We start from the raw sequence: 17,200 nt of genomic DNA, 5'->3' as shown, positions 1-17,200 counted from the left end.
CCCAGCACAACAACCACCGGAGACAAAATCCATGAAAACCGTGTTCCTCACCCCCCTGGCCGCCGCGGCGGCCCTGCTGATCGGCACGGCCGCCAGCGCGCAGGAGACCTTCAAGGTCGCCTACATCGACCCGCTGTCGGGCCCGTTTGCCAACGTGGGCGAGCTGATGCTCACGCACACGCAGTACGCCATCGAGGACATCAACGCCAAGGGCGGCGTGCTCAAGGGCACCAAGCTGCAGCTGCTGCAGTTCGACAGCAAGCTCTCGGCGCAGGAGAGCCAGAGCGCGCTGCAGGCCGCCATCGACCAGGGCGCCAAGGCCATCGTGACGGGCGGCTCGGGTTCGTCCGTGGTCACGGCGCTGGTGCAGGCAGCGGCACGCCACAACCAGCGCAACCCGGGCAAGGAAATTCTGGTGCTGAACCACTCCTCCATCGACCCCGAGCTGACGGGCAAGGCCTGCAACTTCTGGCACTTCCAGTTCGAGGCCAACACGGCCATGAAAATGAAGGCCATTGCCAACTACATCAAGAAGCAGCCGGACATCAAGAAGGTGTACCTGCTGAACCAGGACTACGCGCATGGCAAACAGTGGGCGCACTACGGCCGCGAGATGGTGGGCCTGGCACGGCCGGACATCCAGTTTGTGGGCGAGGCCCTGCACCCCATCGGCCGCGTGAAGGACTTTGCGCCCTACCTCGCCAAGGTCAAGAGCACGGAGGCCGATTCGGTCATCACCGGCAACTGGGGGCAGGACATGACGCTGCTGCTCAAGGCGGCGGGCGATGCGGGCTACAACCTGCGCTACTTCAACCACAGTGCAGGCTCCATCCCCGGCACGGTGCTGGCGGTGTCACAGGCCAAGCAGGGCCAGCTCACCTGGGTGGCCGAATGGCACCCCGGCCAGGCCGACACCCCCAAGGTGGACGCGCTGGCCAAAACCTACAAGGCCAAGACGGGCAAGGACTTCCTCGCGCCGCGCATCGAGATGACGCCCCGCTTCCTCGCCGCAGCTATCAACAAGGCCCAGTCCACCGACCCGGTGAAGGTGGCGCGCGCCCTGGAAGATCTGACACTCGACTCGGTGGTGGGCCCGGTGCGCATGCGAGGCGAAGACCACCAGTTGCTGCTGCCCCAGGTGGTCAACACCATCGCGCCGGTGGACGGTAAGGCCGTGAAGGTGGGCTGGGAAGGCACGAACTATGGCTTTCGCACCGATGCGGCCTACACCGGCAATGAAATAGCCCAAGGCACCGAGTGCAAGATGACGCGGCCTTGATGCCACGGCGCCGAAGGGCGCCGAAATCCCCACAGCGGCAACCGCCACAGGCCGCCGCTACCATGGCCGGTCATTGCATTCATTGACCCGACCCACAAGGACCGCGCCCATGCCCGACTTTCGCAGCGACACCGTCACCCAGCCCACGCCCGCCATGCGCGAGGCCATGTTCAAGGCGCCGCTGGGCGACGATGTGTTTGCCGACGACCCTTCAGTGAACGCACTGCAGGACCATGCGGCCGAGCTGTTGGGCTTCGAGGCAGCGTTGTTCGCCCCCTCGGGCACGCAGACCAATCTGATCGCGCTGTGGGGCCACTGCCAACGTGGCGATGAAGCCATCGTGGGCCAGAGCTGGCACACCTACCGCTGGGAGGCGGGCGGCATGGCGGTGCTGGGCTCCATCCAGCCCCAGCCGGTCGAGACGCAGCCCGACGGCACCTTGCGCGTGGCCGACATCGCGGCCGCCATCAAGCCCGACGACCCGCACTTTGCCCGCACCCGCCTGGTGGTGCTGGAGAACACCACCGGCGGCCAGGTGCTGCCGCCCGCCTACATCGCCGATGTGGCGCAGCTGGCGCGCAGCCGGGGGCTGGCGATGCACCTGGACGGCGCACGCATGTTCAACGCGGCCACAGCCAATGCCGCGCGCAACGGCACCGATGTGTATGCGGAAGCGCGCGCGCTGTGCAGCCACTTTGATTCCGCGTCGCTGTGCCTGAGCAAGGGCCTGGGCGCGCCCGTGGGCTCGCTGGTGTTGGGCTCGCGGGACTTCATCCGGCAGGCGCGGCGTACGCGCAAGATTCTGGGCGGCGGCATGCGCCAGGCCGGGGTGCTGGCTGCCGCAGGCAGCTACGCGCTGCAACATCACGTGCGACGCCTCGCCGATGACCACGCCAACCTGGACCGGTTGGCGCAGGGCCTGGCCGAAGCCAACCGCAGCCATCCCGTGCTGAAAGACAAGATCACCGTGCTGCCGTGGCAGACCAACATCCTCTTCACCGACCTGCACGCAGAGGTGGCCCCGGCCTTCACCGCGTGGCTGGCGCAGCACGGCGTGCGTGTGACCAGCAGCCTCTATGGTGGAGCGACCCGGCTGCGTTGGGTGACCCACCTGGATGTGAGCGAGGCGGATGTGACCGCTGCGCTGGACTGTGTGGCGCGCTTCACGGGTCACTGAGCGGTCGGCCGGTCCTCTCCTGCAGAAGGCTGAAGCAGTTCACCCACGGCAGCACAAGCACGGCCGAGGCCAGCGGCCGCCGCGCAAGGGCCGCCCCGCCGCGCTGGCGGCGTCCCCCTTCCCGCACGGCGCAGCCGCGCGAGAGAAGGGGGAAGGCGCGAAGCGCCTCAGGGGGTTGTCCTCTATCCGCGCCCACCGAAGATGCCGGTGCCCACACGCACCAGCGTGCTGCCCGCCTGGATCGCGGCCTCCAGATCGGCCGTCATGCCCAGGGACAGGGTGTCGAACTGTGCCAGGCCCGGTTCCTTCAGCGCGGAAATTTGGTCAAAAAGTGCCTTTGCGCGCATGTGCATTGCCAGTTGCGCTTCAAACTCAGGAGCATGGTCGGGGATGGCCATGAGCCCCCGCACCACCAGGCGTGGCAGTTTTGCGACAGCCCGCACCAACTCCAGCGCCTCGGCGGGCGCCACGCCCGACTTGGTGGGGCCGCCGTCGATATTGACCTGGATACATATATGTAACGGTGGCAGCAGCTCAGGGCGCTGGGCCGACAGGCGTTCGGCGATCTTGAGGCGGTCCACCGTGTGCACCCAGTCAAAGTGCTCGGCCACGGGGCGGGTCTTGTTGCTCTGGATGGGGCCGATGCAGTGCCACTGCAGCGCTGCGCCGGGCAAGGCGGCGCGCACAGCGGCGATCTTGTCCACGCCTTCCTGGATGTAGTTTTCGCCAAAGGCACGCTGGCCAGCGGCCACCGCCTCCAGCACCGCGTCGGCACCAAAGGTCTTGGAAACGGCCAGCAGGCCGACGCTGGCCGGATCGCGCCCGGCGGCCCGGCACGCCTGGGCGATCCGGTCCATAACCTGTTGGAGGTTGTTAGCAATCGTGGTCATAATGTTTGGCAAGCGTACCAAACGATAGAGGGACTCCGTGGACATCACCCAACTGCTCGCGTTCAGCGTCAAGAACAAGGCCTCCGACCTGCACCTCTCCGCCGGTCTGCCGCCCATGATCCGGGTCCACGGCGACGTGCGGCGCATCAATGTGGATGCGCTGGAACACAAGACGGTGCACGCCATGGTGTACGACATCATGAGCGACTCGCAGCGCAAGACGTACGAAGAATTCCTGGAGGTGGACTTCTCGTTCGAGATCGAAGGCCTGGCCCGTTTCCGCGTCAACGCCTTCAACCAGAACCGGGGCGCGGCCGCCGTGTTCCGGACGATTCCCAGCAAGATCCTGACGCTGGAGCAGCTCAACGCCCCCAAGATCTTTGGCGACCTGGCCCTCAAGCCACGGGGCCTGGTGCTGGTGACCGGCCCTACGGGCTCGGGCAAGTCCACCACGCTGGCGGCGATGGTCAACTACCTCAACGAGTCCGAATACGGCCACATCCTCACGGTGGAGGACCCGATCGAATTCGTGCACGAGTCCAAGAAGTGCCTGATCAACCAGCGCGAAGTGGGGCCGATGACGCTGTCGTTCGCGGCCGCGCTGAAGTCCGCACTGCGCGAAGACCCGGACGCCATCCTGGTGGGTGAAATGCGCGACCTCGAAACCATCCGCCTGGCCATGACGGCCGCAGAAACGGGCCACTTGGTCTTCGGCACGCTGCACACGTCCAGCGCCGCCAAGACCATCGACCGGATCATTGACGTGTTCCCCGCCGAAGAAAAGGAAATGGTGCGCGCGATGTTGTCCGAATCGCTGCAGGCCGTGATCTCGCAGACGCTGTGCAAGACCAAGGACGGCTCGGGCCGTGTGGCAGCGCACGAAATCATGCTGGGCACCAGCGCCATCCGCAACCTGATCCGCGAGGCCAAGGTGGCGCAGATGTACTCCACCATCCAGACCAGCAACAGCGTGGGCATGCAGACGCTGGACCAGAACCTGACCGACCTTGTCCGGCGCAACGTGATCAGCCCGGCCGAGGCGCGCGCCAAGGCCAAGATCCCCGAGAATTTCCCTGGCTGATCCGCGCCCATCCATGTACTTTGCAGCCCCACCAACGGCCGCATACCGGAGCACCGTATGAAAGGCATTCTGAGCCTTCTGAAAATGAAAACCCGCAGCGGCAAGACGGGGGACGACAACACGGATTCCGTGCTGTTCTCCACCGCGTTTGCGGGCCAGGGCGTGGACGATTCGATGCTGGTGCCCTGGGAGGCCCGCGCCGTCGAAGTGGGCGCCAAGCGCCTGCCCACCAGCCGGGGCGGCAAGCTGCTGCAGGGCCTGTGGGCCAAAGACAAGTACATGGCGCACCTGGACAAGGACGCCGTGGAGCGCATGGAGCGCTTTTTCGAGTTTGCGGCCATCCCGTCCAACCGCGACGTGATCCGCCAGGACGAGTACGGCAACTTCATGGTGGTGCTGCTCACCGGCACCATTGCAGTGGACCGGGTTCAGCCCTGGGGCGAGCAGCTGCGCCTTGCCGAGACGCGGCCCGGCGACATCCTGGGCGAGATGTCGCTGCTGGACAGCGGCATCCGCTTTTCGGCCTGCACCACACTCACCGACTGCGAGATCGCCGTGCTCTCCGCCGAGGCCATGGACGACATGATGAGCAAGGACCCGCAGCTCGCCGCCAGCCTGATTGCGCTGCTGGCCCGCAAGCTGTCGCTGCGCCTGCGCGTCGTGAGTGCCCGCCTGAGCGACAACCAGAAGTGATGCAGGTGATGCAGCAACCCAAGACCCAGACCCATGAGCGTCCGACAGACGACGACCACCCCCGGGAGAAATTCTGATGGAACGCGATCAGGCCAGTAAATTCATCAACGACCTGCTCAAGCTGATGGTCAGCCGCAATGGCAGCGACTTGTTCATCACGGCGGAGTTTCCCCCGGCCATCAAGGTCGATGGCAAGGTGACCAAGGTGTCGCCCCAGCCGCTCACGCCCACCCACACGCTTACGCTGGCGCGTGCTGTGATGAGCGACAAGCAGGTGGCAGACTTCGAACGCACCAAGGAGTGCAATTTCGCGATCTCGCCCGCCGGCATCGGCCGCTTCCGCGTCAACGCCTTTGTCCAGCAAGGCCGGGTCGGCATGGTGCTGCGGACGATCCCGCTCACGCTGCCCACCATTGACGGCCTGGGCGTGCCGCAGGTGCTCAAGGAAGTGACGATGACCAAGCGCGGTCTGTGCATCCTGGTGGGTGCCACGGGCTCGGGCAAGTCCACCACGCTGGCCGCCATGGTGGACTGGCGCAACGAGAACTCGTTCGGCCACATCATCACGGTAGAAGACCCGGTGGAGTTTGTGCACCCGCACAAGAACTGCGTGGTCACGCAACGCGAAGTGGGTTTGGACACCGACAGCTGGGAAGCCGCCCTGAAGAACACGCTGCGCCAGGCACCCGATGTGATCCTGATGGGCGAAATCCGCGACCGCGAGACCATGGAACACGCCGTGGCCTTCGCGGAAACCGGCCACTTGTGCCTGGCCACACTGCACGCCAACAGCGCCAACCAGGCGCTGGACCGGATCATCAACTTCTTCCCCGAAGAGCGCCGCCCGCAGCTCTTGATGGACCTGTCGCTCAACCTGCGCGCCATGGTGTCGCAGCGCCTGATCCCCAAGCAGGATGGCAAGGGCCGCGCGGCTGCGGTGGAGATCATGCTCAACACACCCCTGATCTCGGACCTGGTCTTCAAGGGCGATGTCCACGAGATCAAGGAGATCATGAAAAAGAGCCGCAACCTGGGCATGCAGACTTTCGACCAGGCGCTGTTCGACCTGTACGAGGCCAATGTGATCAGCTACGAAGACGCGCTGCGCAACGCCGACTCGCTCAACGACCTGCGCCTGCAGATCAAGCTCAACAGCCAGCGCGCCAAGTCGCCCGACCTGGCCCAGGGCACCGAGCACTTCGCGATTGTCTGACCGGGGCTGCCCGACTCTCAGGCCCCGTCGCCCCTGCTTCACCCCCTTTTCGCCCGCCCTCTTGGGCGGGTTTTCATTTCCACGAACCCGTTAACCCTTCTCCGCTACCGCCATGCCAAGCACCAATCCCCGCACCTACGACGCCACCCCATCCCGCAAGGTCGCCTTCCTGGGCCTGGGGGTGATGGGCTACCCCATGGCCGGACACCTCGCCCTGGCCGGGCATGAAGTGACGGTGTACAACCGCACCGCTACCAAATCAGTAGCATGGTGCGCAGAATACGCGGGCGCAAAGGCCCCAAAACATGCCACAACGCCGCGCGAGGCGGCTGCGGGCGCCGACATCGTGTTCTGTTGCGTGGGCAACGACAACGACCTGCGCTCGGTGACCCTGGGGGCCGATGGTGCATTTGCGGGCATGCAGCCCGGCGCCATTTTTGTGGACCACACCACGGCCTCGGCCGAAGTGGCGCGCGAGCTGTATGCGGCCGCCAAGGCCCTGGGCCTGCAGTTCGTCGATGCGCCCGTCTCGGGCGGCCAGGCGGGTGCGCAGAACGGCCAGCTCACGGTGATGTGTGGTGGCGATGCCGCCGCTTTTGACGCAGCCCAGCCCGTGGCCACGGCGTTTTCGCGCGCCTTCACGCTGCTGGGCGAGAGCGGCTCGGGCCAGCTGGCCAAGATGGTCAACCAGATCTGCATTGCCGGGCTGGTGCAGGGCCTGTCCGAAGCCGTGGCCTTTGGCCAGAACGCGGGGCTGGACATGAAACAGGTGCTGGACGTGATCGGCAAGGGCGCCGCCCAGAGCTGGCAGATGGACAACCGGGGCAAGACCATGGTGGACGGCAAGTTCGACTTCGGCTTTGCCGTGGACTGGATGCGCAAAGACCTGGGCCTGGTGCTCGACGAGGCCAAGCGCAACGGCTCGCGCGTGCCGGTGACGGCGCTGGTGGACCAGTTCTATGCCGATGTGCAGCAGATGGGCGGCAACCGCTGGGATACCTCCAGCCTGATCAAGCGGTTGAAGTAGGAAGCCCCCCTGAGGCGCTTCGCGCCATCCCCCCAAGGGGGGACGCCCCCGGCGCACGCAAGCGAAGCGCCGCCTACGCGGCTTGGCGGCCCTTGCGCGGGGGCACTGGCACTGGCCGCGCCAGTTTCACACGCTGCGTGCTGTGCGCACAGAGCCCAACAAAAAAGTCCCGGGCCACGCGACGCGGCTCGGGACTTTGACCCTGGCATCAGGTGCCAGATGCAGTCGCCCTCAGCCTCCAGCAGGCTGGGTGTCCGTCGTCACCGGCGCGGGCTGGGGCGCGATGCGGCGCAGCTCTTCTTCCGACACGATCTCGAACACACGCACCACCTTGCGCACATCGCTCACGCCGCGGGCGATCTCGGTGGCGCGGTTGGCTTCGCGCTGCGACACGCGGCCCATCAGGTACACGATGTTGCGCTCGGTCACCACCTTGAAGGAGTTGGCCGAGATGTCCTGGGCGTCCACCAGGCTGGCGCGCACCTTGCCGGTGATGAAGGTGTCGTTGGAGCGCTGGCCCAGCGTGGTGTTCGGCATCACGGCCAGGTCGTTCACCACCGAACGGGTGTTCTCCACCTGCGAGACGATCTGCTCCACGGTCTGGCGGTCCTGGGCATTGGGCACCTCGCCGGTCAGCAGTGCCTGGCGGTTGTAGCTGGTCACGTTGACGTGGACGCGGTCGCCCAGGGTCTCGCGGATGCGGTTGGCCGCACGCAGCTCGATGCCCTCGTCTTCGATCTGGGTGCCGGTGGTGCGGCGGTCCACGGCCATCACGCCGCCCACCACGGCCCCCCCCACGATCAACGGGGCGCAGGCCGACAGGCCGGCGGCCAGCGCAGCGGCGGCCAGCACCGTGCACACGGTGCGGCGGGTACGGGTCAGGGTTGGGTTGTTCATCACGGAATCTCCTGTTCACCAAGTAACTGGGCATCCACGCCGTCGCACAGGCAGTGCAGCGCCAGGGCATGGACTTCACGCACGCGCGCTGCGCGGTCGTGGGGCACGCTGATCAGCACATCGGTCTCGCGCAGCAGGGCGGCCAGCTTGCCGCCGGTGCGGCCGGTCAGCACCACCACGGTCATGTCGCGCTCGTGGGCGGCTTCGGTGGCGGCCAGCAGGTTGGCGTCGTTGCCGGTGACCGACAGGGCCAGCAGCACATCGCCCGCCTGGCCCAGCGCCCGCACCTGGCGGGCAAACTGCTGGGCCACATCCTGGCTGGCCGCAGTGGCGGCCGTCAGCAGGGTGCTGTCGGCGGTCAGCGCCAGGGCGGCCAGCTCGGGCCGCTCCCGCTCAAACCCGGCCACACAGAAGGCGGCAAACTGCTGGGCTTCGGCGGCCGAGGGGCCATTGCCACAGGCCAGCACCTTGCCGCCACTGGTCACGCAGGCCAGCACGGCCTGCACGGCGGCAGCGATGGGGTGGCTGAGGGCTTGCGCGGCCTGGTACTTCAGGTCGGCGCTGTCGATGAAATGCTGTTGGATGCGTTGCTCAAGCATGAGGGCCCGATGATACCCGCCGCGTGTTACAGCTTTTGTAGCAAACCGTAGCCACCTGCATGGCTCTGGGGCATAAAACCCTGCGCGGCGGCCGGGCCCGGATGCACGCTACTGCGCATCAAACGCCGCCTGGAGCCACGACACCGAGGCGCCCTGCACCAGCACCACATCAAACCGGCACGGCGGCGGCGATGGCAGGCGCGTGAGGTACTGCCGCGCCGCAAACACGATGCGCTGCTGCTTGGTGGCGCTGATGCTGGCGCCCGCCCCACCAAAGGCCTGGCTGCTGCGGCTGCGCACCTCCACAAACACCAGCGTGCCGTCCCGTGCGCGCATCACCAGGTCAATCTCGCCCCCACCGCGCCCGGGCGTCCGATAATTGCGCACCACCAGCTGCAGGCCCGCCGCCTGCAAGTGGGCCAGGGCCTGGTCTTCGGCGGCATTGCCCCGATCCCGCGTCGTGGCGGCTGGGGTGGTCGCAGCGGCTTGGGCGACCCGGCCTGGTGCGCTGTCTGCTTGTCTTTTTTCAAGGAATTTCATTGAGCGCCTCTTTCGCTTCAGCCCTGGGCGCCGCGCGCGATGCAGCGGCTGCGCAGCATTATCCCGAGGGTGCCCTGTACGTGGTGGCCACGCCCATTGGCAATCTGGCCGACATCACGCTGCGCGCGCTGCATGTGCTGCAGCTGGCCGACACCGTGGCCTGCGAGGACACGCGCCACACCCAGGCCCTGCTGCGCGCTTACGGCATCGACAAAAGCACGGCCCAGCTGCTGGCCGTGCACCAGCACAACGAGGCCGAGGCTGCACAGGCCGTGGTGCAGCGGCTGCAGCAAGGCCAGCGCGTGGCCTATGTGAGCGATGCAGGCACCCCCGGCGTGAGCGACCCCGGCGCCCGCCTGGTGGCGGCCGTGCACGCCGCAGGCCTGCGCGCCCTGCCCCTGCCCGGTGCCAGCAGCATCACCACGGCCCTCAGTGCGGCCGGAGCCGTGGCCCACAGCGCCGAACATGGCGGTTTTGTGTTTGCCGGTTTTCTGCCCGTGAAGAATGCGGAACGCGCCAGCGTGATTGCGCAGCAACTGGCCGCCGAGCCCCGTTGTGTGGTGCTGCTGGAGGCCCCCCACCGCATCGGCGAACTGGCCCAGGCCCTGGCCGTGCTGGGCACGCGGCCCGTGACGCTGGCGCGCGAGCTGACCAAGCAGTTTGAAGAAATCACCACCCAGCCCGCCCAGGCCCTGACCGCCTGGCTGGATGGCTCGCCCCAGCGCTCGCGCGGCGAATTTGTGGTGCTGCTGCACCCCGTGCCCGTGGCGGGCAACGACGGCGAGAGCCTGCGGGTGCTGCGCCTGCTGCTGGCCGAACTACCCCTGAAAAGCGCCGTGCGCCTGGCAGCCGACATCACCGGCGCATCACGCAACGTGCTGTACGACACGGCCCTGGCGTGGAAGCGCGACGGAGCGAACGGCACCGACGCCGACTCCGACGCCGCAGACTGACCCCACCACGGGTGTCGGCGGTGGCAGCGCTAAAAAATCTTGGTCAAAATGGCCGTCTTCGCGCGACCATCATGCCTTGATAGCTATATATTTGATAGCAATCAACCCACCAGCAATCCCACCGCCAAAGCCCCGCCACAGGGGCCTCAGCCCGACACCGCCAGGCCCGCCGCCACCCCACCAAACAGATCACCCTCGACCTGCGGCGTACCCGGGAAGGCGGCCTTCAGCGCCTGCCGCAACGGCCGCAGCGCCGACGAGCCCCCGGTGAGATAAATCGCCTCCAGCCCCTGCCCGGCCAGACCGGCGCTGCGCACACAGTCCTGCGCGCAGGCCACCACCTGCGCCAGCGGCTGTTCCAGAAACTGCGCCAGCCCCTGCGATGTCACTGCGGCCGCCAGGTCGGGCTCGATCCAGTCCAGCGGCATGGGCGCATCAGCGTCCGACAACGAGGCCGCAATCTTGGCCTGCTCCACCGTGTTGGCCAGGCGATGCCCCAGGCGCTCGTTCAGCACCCACATCAGCCGCCCATGCAGGCGCGCGTCGGCATAGTCGGTGCGTAAGTTCTGCGCATCGCGCAAGGCCCGGGGCGCATACAACCACTGGATCAGGTGCCAGGTGGACAGGTCGAAGAACACCCGGCTCGGCACCTCGCGCCCCGTGGGCCCGGTGTGGCGAAAGCCCAGTAGCGGCATGAGCAGGTCCAGGCTCAGGCGGCGGTCAAAGTCCGTGCCGCCGATGTGCACCCCCGTGGTGGCCAGCACATCCGCGCTGCGGTCGGCGCGCGCCATGCGCTCGGGGCCCAGGCGCACCACGGTGAAGTCCGACGTGCCCCCGCCAATGTCCACCACCAGTACCAGCGACTCGTGCGCGATGCGCTGCTCGTAGTCCAGCGCCGCCGCAATGGGCTCAAACTGGAACGACACGTTCTTGAAACCCGCCCCCAGCGCCGCCTGGCGCAGCGCATCTTCGGCCTGCTGGTCGCGCTCGGCATCGCCATCCACAAAATGCACCGGCCGCCCCATCACCACGCGGCCAGGCAGGCCGCCCAGCTCGTCGCGGGCCTTTTGCGCCAGCATGTGCAGGAACAGGCTGATGATGTCCTGGTAGCTCACCATCCTGTTGTGCACGGCGGTTTTGTCCTGCAGCAGCGCGCTGCCCAGCAGGCTCTTGAGCGAACGCATCAGGCGCCCTTCGGTGCCCGCCAAGTACTGCGCCACGGCATCGCGCCCAAAGTGCGTGCTGTGGTCCTCGCCATTGAAGAACAGTGCCGTCGGCAGCGTGTGCGCCGCCCCCTCCAACGCAATCATTCGCGCAGGGCCCGCGCCTTGTCGCACCGCCATGGCGGAATTGGAAGTGCCAAAGTCGATACCGAGGGTGGTGTCGTGCAGAAGGGGCATGGGAAACGTGCGAGAGAGACGGAAAGGAGAACGGGTACGGCGGACCAAGCCGTCCGCCATGCCTGCGCAGCGCAGGCAACACCGGCCCGATGGCAGGCGACACAAGAAAAGAGGCCAGCCCCACCACCGGCACCGTCGTGGCGATGCGTGAAATTGAAAAAGCCCTTGATTCTTTCAAATCAAGGGCTTTTGTTTGGTGGCCTGGGGCGGAATCGAACCACCGACACAAGGATTTTCAATCCTCTGCTCTACCGACTGAGCTACCGGGCCTGAGCCTCAAATTATAGCCAGAAAATTGGAGGCTTTTGGAAGTTTGCAGAAATTAATTGCGTTTGCCCCGGCCCAGGTCCACGCCCAGCTGGCGCAGCTTGCGGTACAGGTGGGTGCGCTCCAGGCCGGTTTTCTCGGCCACGCGGGTCATGGAGCCGCCTTCGCGGGCGAGGTGGAACTCGAAGTAGGCTTTTTCGAAGCCGTCGCGCGCCTCGCGCAGGGGGCGGTCCAGGTCGAAGCCCTGGTGTGCATGGGGGCCGGCGTCCACACCGGCCATGGCGGTTGCAACGGCGGGCAACTGTGAAAAGGTGGGGTCGGCCGGTGCGGCGGCAGGCGCCTGGGCCGCGGCCACGGGGGCAGCCTGGTGGGCGGCGTTGCGGGCCAGGCCCTGCTCCACGGCCTTCAGGAGCTTTTGCAGGGTGATGGGTTTTTCAAGGAACGAGAAGGCCCCGATGCGGGTGGCTTCTACGGCGGTGTCGATGGTGGCGTGGCCGCTCATCATGATCACGGGCATGGTCAGCACGCCTGCGGTGGCCCATTCCTTGAGCAGCGAGACGCCGTCGGTGTCGGGCATCCAGATGTCCAGCAGCACGAGGTCGTAGCTGTTGCCAGCGCGGGCGCTTCGGGCCTGGGTCGCATTTTCTGCGAGGTCTACGCTGTGACCTTCGTCGTTCAGGATTTCCGACAACAGATCACGAATGCCGAGCTCATCATCGACCACCAGAATGTTTGCCATGTGTGTTGAAGCGCCTTGGGGAGAGACTGCGGGGCGGTGTTGTTATCACGCCACCGCTGGTACAGGGGCGAATGATAACGACACTTGAGCGCCGCGCACCACGTCGTTTTCGGTGCGATTGGACAGTTCGATGCGCGCTCCGTGCTCATCTGCGATCTTTTTGACCACTGCCAAACCCAGGCCGGTGCCACGCGGTTTGGTTGTGACATAGGGTTCGAACGCGCGCTGCAGGATGTGCGACGGAAAGCCCCCGCCGCTGTCCGACACGGTGAGCCGCACGCGGCGTGAAGATTCGCTCCAGCGGGTGCTGATGCGCACCGGTGGTACGGGCTCAAGGACCCCAGCGCGGGCCTGTTCGGTGGAGTCCTGGGCGTTCTGCAGCAGGTTGTGTACGACCTGGCGCAATTGCTGCGCATCGCCCGCAATCCAGGGGCAGCGCGGGTCCAGCTCGGCTTCTACGGGGACGGTGGCGTTTTCTTCCCCATACAAATGCAGCACGTCGGCCACCAGGGCATTGAGGTCCAGCGCGTGCAATTCTGCTGCGGGCAGGCGGGCGTAGTCGCGGAACTCGTTGACCAGCCGCTTCATGGCATCGACCTGGTCCACGATGGTCTTGACGGACTTGGCGAGGATGGCCTGTTCAGGCCCGGGCAGCTTGCCCGAGAGCTTCATTTCCAGCCGTTCGGCCGACAGCTGGATGGGGGTCAGGGGGTTCTTGATTTCGTGGGCAAGACGCCGCGCGACCTCGCCCCAGGCCTGCGCGCGCTGGGCAGAAACGATTTCAGAAATGTCGTCAAAAACCAACAGTCGGGCCGAATCGGGCAGTTCCGCGCCCCGCGCGACGAGGCTGGTGGCGTGTTGCCCGGCCCCGCCTGCCGAGGCGTGCAGCTCAAACGGCTGTTGCCAGTGGTCCAAGCCATGACGTTCGTGGTCGCCCAGGAAGGCGTCGAAATGCCGCTGCACGGCGGCGGCAAACTCGGCCAGGCCCGGCACCTCCGACAGCGGACGGCCCTCGAACGCGGCCATGGGCGCGCGCAGGATGCGGGTGGCGCCGGGGTTGGAGGAGTGGATCAGCCCCTGGGCATCGAGCACGATGACCCCGGCCGTGAGGTTGTCCAGGATGGTCTGGAGGTTGGCGCGGGCCGCGTCCACCTCGCCCATGCTCAGCTCCACCGCCTGGCGCGCGTCGGCCAGCTGCTGGGTCATGAGCGCAAACGAGCGCGTGAGGCCGCCCAGCTCGTCCTTGCCCTGCAAGGCGGCTTTGGGGCTGAGGTTGCCTGCAGCCACCTCGCGCACGCCTTCAGCCAGCACCAGCAGGGGCCGCACCAGCTGGTTGCCCAGCAGCACGGCCAGCAGCACAGCGCCAAACACCGCGAGGAACAGGCTCAGCGTGAGCGTGCCCACATACATGCGCCGCAAACCGCCGCGCGCCAATGCGCGCTCCTGGTACTCACGGTTGGCCTCCTGCACCGCGATCGCGTTGGCCACCAGCGCGGGCGGCAAGGGTAGCGTGGCTTGTAAATACCGGGGCTCGACCAGCAGCCCCACGCTGGGGCTGGCCACCAGCGCCAGCACTTTCACGCGCGCATTCTGGGCGGCCGCCGGGTCGGCGATGTCGTCCAGCCCTTCGATCTGTGCCGTGGCGCGCTGCTGGCGCACGGTGCGCAGCAGCGATGCACCCGGCCGCTCGGGGTTGAGGCTGAAGCGCGACTGCCCGGCACTGGCCACGGCCTGGCCTGCGGCGTTCCAGAGCACCACGTCGGTGGCGCCCAGCTGGTCGCGGATGCGCTCCAGCACCAGGCCCGCCGTGGCGTCGGGCACCTGGGCCACCTGGGTGCTGGCGTTGCGGGTTTTGGCTGCCATGTCGGCGGCCAGCGAATCCAGCGACACCCGGGCCAGGCTGACCCCGGCCGAGAGCGCCCCTTCCACCTTCACGTCAAACCAGCTTTCGATCGAGCGCGTGACGAACTGGTAAGACACCACATAGATCAGCAGGCCGGGCATGAGCCCCACCACGGCAAAGATCGCGGCCAGCTTGACCAACAAGCGGCTGCCAAACCGCCCTTTGCGCAGCCGCATGCCCAGCCGCACGGCCACCCAGACCAGCACGCCCAGCAGCAGCAGGGCCACAAACACGTTCACGCCGAACAGCCAGGCGTAGTTGCGCTCGTACAGGGCCCGGTTGTTGGTGGCCAGGGTCAGCAGGAACATCAGCACCATGCCGATGGCCGACATGATGGCCGCCCCCACGCCCACGGCCCAGCGCACGGCGCGGGACTGGCGCGCGGTGGTGTGGGTGGACGGCGGTGCGCCCGCCGGGGTGTCGCCCGTGCTCACCTGGCCTGCTCCGCGCCCAAGCGTTGGCTGCGGGACACCAGCAGGTTCCAGCCCGAGCGCCCTACGGCGCCGATCTGGAAGGGACGGGGCAGCTGGGACATGTCGAGCCGGAAGCGGAAGTTGACCGTGTGCACTGCATCGGACTCGATCACATCGCGTTCTGCAATCTTCCAGCGCGAAAATCGCTGAATGGACGCCATCGCTTCATCGTAACTGTCAAAGTTCTGCCCCAGAACCACCCCCAGGCCGCTGTTGGTAAAGGGCACGGCAGAGATGTTGAGGCGCCAGCGGCGGGTCAGCGGCTGGTAGCTCAGCCGGAAGTAGCGCGTGGTTTCGGCCACCAGGCGGTCGGACCAGTACCAGCGGTCGCGCAGCACCTGCGCGTCGGCCACAAAAAACATCGGGATGCCTTTGTAGAGCGCATCTTCGGCCAGCTCTGGCAGGTCAAACTGAAGGTTGGCCCCGAGGTAGAGGCCGTCTTCGGCGCGCTCCAGGCGCAGCTCGCCCACTTCGGCATTGGCCGCATTGGCAGCCTGAGCGGCGGTGGCGGGGGCGGCCAGGAGCCCGGCCCACAGACACAGCCACAAAACTGCGGCGCAAAACAGCAACCAATGGGCCCCAGCGGGCTCATTACAGCGATTTTTGCAACAGTGCGTAAAAAAATCCGTCGTGGTCACCGATCTGATTGTCCGGGACTGCCCCGCCCTTGTCCGCGTTGCCGGGAATTAAATGGCCCGGCGACGGCTGCAATTGCGCATCGGTGTTGTGTGCAAGAAACGTTTGCACCTGGGCGTCGCCTTCGGCGCGGAACACCGAGCAGGTGCAGTACAGCAGGCGCCCACCGGGGCGCAGCAGGGGCCACAAGGCCTTCAGCAGCTGTGCCTGCAAAGCCGCGAGTTGGGCGATGTCGCTCTCCCGGCGCAGCCAGCGCACATCGGGGTGGCGGCGCACGATGCCGGATGCGGTGCAGGGTGCGTCGAGCAAGATGGCATCGAACAGCGCACCACCACAATGCGCCTGCCACCAGTCCTGCGGGCGTGCAGCGTCGGCCACCAGCACCTGGGCGCTCAGCCCCAGTCGCTGCAGCGTGTCGCCAATGCGGGCGCTGCGGGTGGCATCAATCTCCAGCGCCGTGACATGCATCGGCGCGCCGGGGGCGGCCATTTCCAGCAGGTGCGCGGTTTTGCCGCCGGGGGCGGCGCAGGCGTCCAGCACCCGCAGGGGCTGCGCCAGGTCCAGCCCCTGCAGCAGCAAGGGCGCCGCCATCTGGGCGGCGGCGTCCTGCACCGACGCCCAGCCCTCGGCAAAGCCGGGCAGCGATGGCACGGGCACAGGGTGCTGCAGGGCCAAGCCCGTGCCACCTGCGGGAAAAGCTTCTAAATTGATAGCATTCAACGCTTGCTGGTAGCGCGGTAGCGTGCATTTTTGTTGATTAATCCGCAACGTCATGGGCGCATGGGCGTTGTTGGCCCGCAGGATCTGCTCCCAGTGCTGGGGGTGGTCCTTGCGCAGCCGCTGGATCCACCACGCCGGGTGGTTAAAGCGGGCTACCGGGTCGTTGTCGGTGGCGGCCACCAGTGCGTCGCGTTCCCGCAGAAAGCGGCGCAGGCAGCCGTTGATGAACGACGCCTGGGCCCGCGTGGCGGGATGGTGCTTGGCGGCCTCTACCACCTGGTTGACCAGGGTAAAGGCTTCGTAGGGCGCCTCGTCCGGGTTCCAACCCAGCGCCAGTGCCGTGCACAGCAGGGCATCGGCAGCCGGGGGGGGCGTGCGGGCGGCCAGCTGGCGGCGCAGGGCATCGGCGCGGCCCAGCTGCCGCAGCACCTGGAACAGCAGGGCCTGCACCCCAGGGCGCAGCCCCCCATCAACCGCCGCAAGGGCCGCCGTGCCCGACTGGCCGCTGCGGATGGCCTGCAAGGCCCCCGCCACAGCGGTCAACTGCTGCCACAGCGCTACCGTGCCAGGCGGTGTGGCGCCGGATGGCGTGCCTGGCGCCCCCGCAGGGGCCCCACTGGCACGCGGGCGTGGCGGGCGGGAGGGGTGGTTGCCGCCAGGGCGGCCCGGGCGGGGGTAAGAAGGAGGATTCATCGTGGTCCTGAAAACCGGCT

16 protein-coding genes and 1 tRNA gene are annotated in these 17,200 nt (G+C 67.0%); 7 read left to right on the top strand and 10 right to left on the bottom strand.

Features of this window, described 5'->3' with window-relative positions:
- The first annotated feature begins 31 nt into the window (after positions 1-31).
- Together A1D30_RS02465 and ltaE are read left to right on the top strand one after the other, a co-directional pair.
- Positions 32-1,279, top strand: a complete 1,248-nt coding sequence (locus tag A1D30_RS02465) for a branched-chain amino acid ABC transporter substrate-binding protein (protein WP_056745814.1) — start codon at positions 32-34, stop codon at positions 1,277-1,279.
- A 109-nt stretch (positions 1,280-1,388) separates the two neighbouring features.
- Positions 1,389-2,456, top strand: a complete 1,068-nt coding sequence (gene ltaE / locus A1D30_RS02460) for a low-specificity L-threonine aldolase (protein ID WP_063459231.1) — start codon at positions 1,389-1,391, stop codon at positions 2,454-2,456.
- A 182-nt stretch (positions 2,457-2,638) separates the two neighbouring features.
- Here the strand turns inward: ltaE and A1D30_RS02455 are convergent, their stop codons facing one another.
- On the bottom strand, positions 2,639-3,346 hold the full coding sequence (locus A1D30_RS02455) for a YggS family pyridoxal phosphate-dependent enzyme (RefSeq protein ID WP_063459230.1): 708 nt from the start codon (positions 3,344-3,346) through the stop codon (positions 2,639-2,641).
- A gap of 37 nt (positions 3,347-3,383) precedes the next feature.
- Between A1D30_RS02455 and A1D30_RS02450 the strand changes: the two genes are divergently transcribed.
- The 4 genes from A1D30_RS02450 to A1D30_RS02435 all read left to right on the top strand — a co-directional run bounded on the left by A1D30_RS02450 (position 3,384) and on the right by A1D30_RS02435 (position 7,360).
- Entirely contained in the window at positions 3,384-4,427 is a 1,044-nt protein-coding gene (locus A1D30_RS02450; protein ID WP_063459229.1) for a type IV pilus twitching motility protein PilT, read from the top strand.
- Between the two features lie 57 nt (positions 4,428-4,484).
- Positions 4,485-5,120 carry a cyclic nucleotide-binding domain-containing protein gene (locus A1D30_RS02445; protein ID WP_063459228.1) on the top strand — a complete coding sequence of 212 codons (636 nt, stop codon included), beginning with the start codon at positions 4,485-4,487 and terminating at the stop codon, positions 5,118-5,120.
- Between the two features lie 76 nt (positions 5,121-5,196).
- A complete protein-coding gene (locus tag A1D30_RS02440) occupies positions 5,197-6,333 on the top strand; it encodes a PilT/PilU family type 4a pilus ATPase (protein ID WP_063459227.1) in 1,137 nt (378 codons plus the stop codon).
- A 112-nt stretch (positions 6,334-6,445) separates the two neighbouring features.
- Positions 6,446-7,360 carry an NAD(P)-dependent oxidoreductase gene (locus A1D30_RS02435; RefSeq protein ID WP_063459226.1) on the top strand — a complete coding sequence of 305 codons (915 nt, stop codon included), beginning with the start codon at positions 6,446-6,448 and terminating at the stop codon, positions 7,358-7,360.
- A 231-nt stretch (positions 7,361-7,591) separates the two neighbouring features.
- Here A1D30_RS02435 and A1D30_RS02430 read toward each other — a convergent pair whose 3' ends face one another.
- The 3 genes from A1D30_RS02430 to A1D30_RS02420 all read right to left on the bottom strand — a co-directional run bounded on the left by A1D30_RS02430 (position 7,592) and on the right by A1D30_RS02420 (position 9,396).
- The gene (locus A1D30_RS02430; RefSeq protein ID WP_063459225.1) at positions 7,592-8,257 is read right to left on the bottom strand and encodes a BON domain-containing protein; all 666 of its coding nucleotides are present in this window, start codon (positions 8,255-8,257) and stop codon (positions 7,592-7,594) included.
- The gene (locus A1D30_RS02425) at positions 8,257-8,856 is read right to left on the bottom strand and encodes an SIS domain-containing protein (RefSeq protein ID WP_063459224.1); all 600 of its coding nucleotides are present in this window, start codon (positions 8,854-8,856) and stop codon (positions 8,257-8,259) included. Before A1D30_RS02425 ends, A1D30_RS02430 begins: the two co-directional genes overlap by 1 nt.
- 108 nt (positions 8,857-8,964) lie before the next feature.
- Positions 8,965-9,396, bottom strand: coding sequence for a YraN family protein (locus tag A1D30_RS02420; RefSeq protein ID WP_063459223.1), 432 nt, complete (start codon positions 9,394-9,396; stop codon positions 8,965-8,967).
- On the opposite strand from A1D30_RS02420, the gene rsmI reads away from it, so the two are divergent.
- Positions 9,396-10,349, top strand: coding sequence for a 16S rRNA (cytidine(1402)-2'-O)-methyltransferase (gene rsmI, locus A1D30_RS02415; RefSeq protein WP_063459222.1), 954 nt, complete (start codon positions 9,396-9,398; stop codon positions 10,347-10,349). The two genes, A1D30_RS02420 and rsmI, sit on opposite strands and share 1 nt — an antisense overlap.
- A 146-nt stretch (positions 10,350-10,495) precedes the next feature.
- On the opposite strand, the gene A1D30_RS02410 is transcribed toward rsmI, so the two are convergent.
- The 6 genes from A1D30_RS02410 to rsmB form a co-directional block, all read right to left on the bottom strand.
- On the bottom strand, positions 10,496-11,749 hold the full coding sequence (locus A1D30_RS02410; RefSeq protein ID WP_063459221.1) for an Hsp70 family protein: 1,254 nt from the start codon (positions 11,747-11,749) through the stop codon (positions 10,496-10,498).
- 194 nt (positions 11,750-11,943) lie between these two features.
- Positions 11,944-12,019 (bottom strand) — tRNA-Phe (locus A1D30_RS02405).
- Between the two features lie 52 nt (positions 12,020-12,071).
- On the bottom strand, positions 12,072-12,755 hold the full coding sequence (locus A1D30_RS02400) for a response regulator (RefSeq protein WP_063459220.1): 684 nt from the start codon (positions 12,753-12,755) through the stop codon (positions 12,072-12,074).
- A 45-nt stretch (positions 12,756-12,800) separates the two neighbouring features.
- The gene (locus A1D30_RS02395) at positions 12,801-15,092 is read right to left on the bottom strand and encodes an ATP-binding protein (protein ID WP_063459219.1); all 2,292 of its coding nucleotides are present in this window, start codon (positions 15,090-15,092) and stop codon (positions 12,801-12,803) included.
- The gene (locus A1D30_RS02390; RefSeq protein WP_242421770.1) at positions 15,089-15,652 is read right to left on the bottom strand and encodes a DUF4390 domain-containing protein; all 564 of its coding nucleotides are present in this window, start codon (positions 15,650-15,652) and stop codon (positions 15,089-15,091) included. The genes A1D30_RS02395 and A1D30_RS02390 overlap by 4 nt, the downstream gene beginning before the upstream one ends.
- A 70-nt stretch (positions 15,653-15,722) precedes the next feature.
- Positions 15,723-17,180 (bottom strand): 16S rRNA (cytosine(967)-C(5))-methyltransferase RsmB, encoded by a 1,458-nt coding sequence (gene rsmB, locus A1D30_RS02385; RefSeq protein WP_082836274.1) that lies wholly within the window; start codon positions 17,178-17,180, stop codon positions 15,723-15,725.
- Positions 17,181-17,200 lie beyond the last annotated feature (20 nt).

It is taken from the genome of Acidovorax sp. GW101-3H11 (genome assembly GCF_001633105.1).
Taxonomy (GTDB): domain Bacteria; phylum Pseudomonadota; class Gammaproteobacteria; order Burkholderiales; family Burkholderiaceae_C; genus Acidovorax.
This window is presented reverse-complemented; position numbering and strand designations above follow the sequence as displayed.

Bases quoted from the DNA above. Each gene is read 5' to 3' on its own strand.
- A1D30_RS02465 (WP_056745814.1), top strand. From the start codon at position 32: ATGAAAACCGTGTTCCTCACCCCCCTGGCCGCCGCGGCGGCCCTGCTG.
- A1D30_RS02420 (WP_063459223.1), bottom strand. From the start codon at position 9,396: ATGAAATTCCTTGAAAAAAGACAAGCAGACAGCGCACCAGGCCGGGTC.
- rsmB (WP_082836274.1), bottom strand. From the start codon at position 17,180: ATGAATCCTCCTTCTTACCCCCGCCCGGGCCGCCCTGGCGGCAACCAC.
- A1D30_RS02455 (WP_063459230.1), bottom strand. From the start codon at position 3,346: ATGACCACGATTGCTAACAACCTCCAACAGGTTATGGACCGGATCGCC.
- ltaE (WP_063459231.1), top strand. From the start codon at position 1,389: ATGCCCGACTTTCGCAGCGACACCGTCACCCAGCCCACGCCCGCCATG.
- A1D30_RS02435 (WP_063459226.1), top strand. From the start codon at position 6,446: ATGCCAAGCACCAATCCCCGCACCTACGACGCCACCCCATCCCGCAAG.
- A1D30_RS02400 (WP_063459220.1), bottom strand. From the start codon at position 12,755: ATGGCAAACATTCTGGTGGTCGATGATGAGCTCGGCATTCGTGATCTG.
- A1D30_RS02430 (WP_063459225.1), bottom strand. From the start codon at position 8,257: ATGAACAACCCAACCCTGACCCGTACCCGCCGCACCGTGTGCACGGTG.
- A1D30_RS02425 (WP_063459224.1), bottom strand. From the start codon at position 8,856: ATGCTTGAGCAACGCATCCAACAGCATTTCATCGACAGCGCCGACCTG.
- A1D30_RS02410 (WP_063459221.1), bottom strand. From the start codon at position 11,749: ATGCCCCTTCTGCACGACACCACCCTCGGTATCGACTTTGGCACTTCC.
- A1D30_RS02440 (WP_063459227.1), top strand. From the start codon at position 5,197: ATGGAACGCGATCAGGCCAGTAAATTCATCAACGACCTGCTCAAGCTG.
- A1D30_RS02445 (WP_063459228.1), top strand. From the start codon at position 4,485: ATGAAAGGCATTCTGAGCCTTCTGAAAATGAAAACCCGCAGCGGCAAG.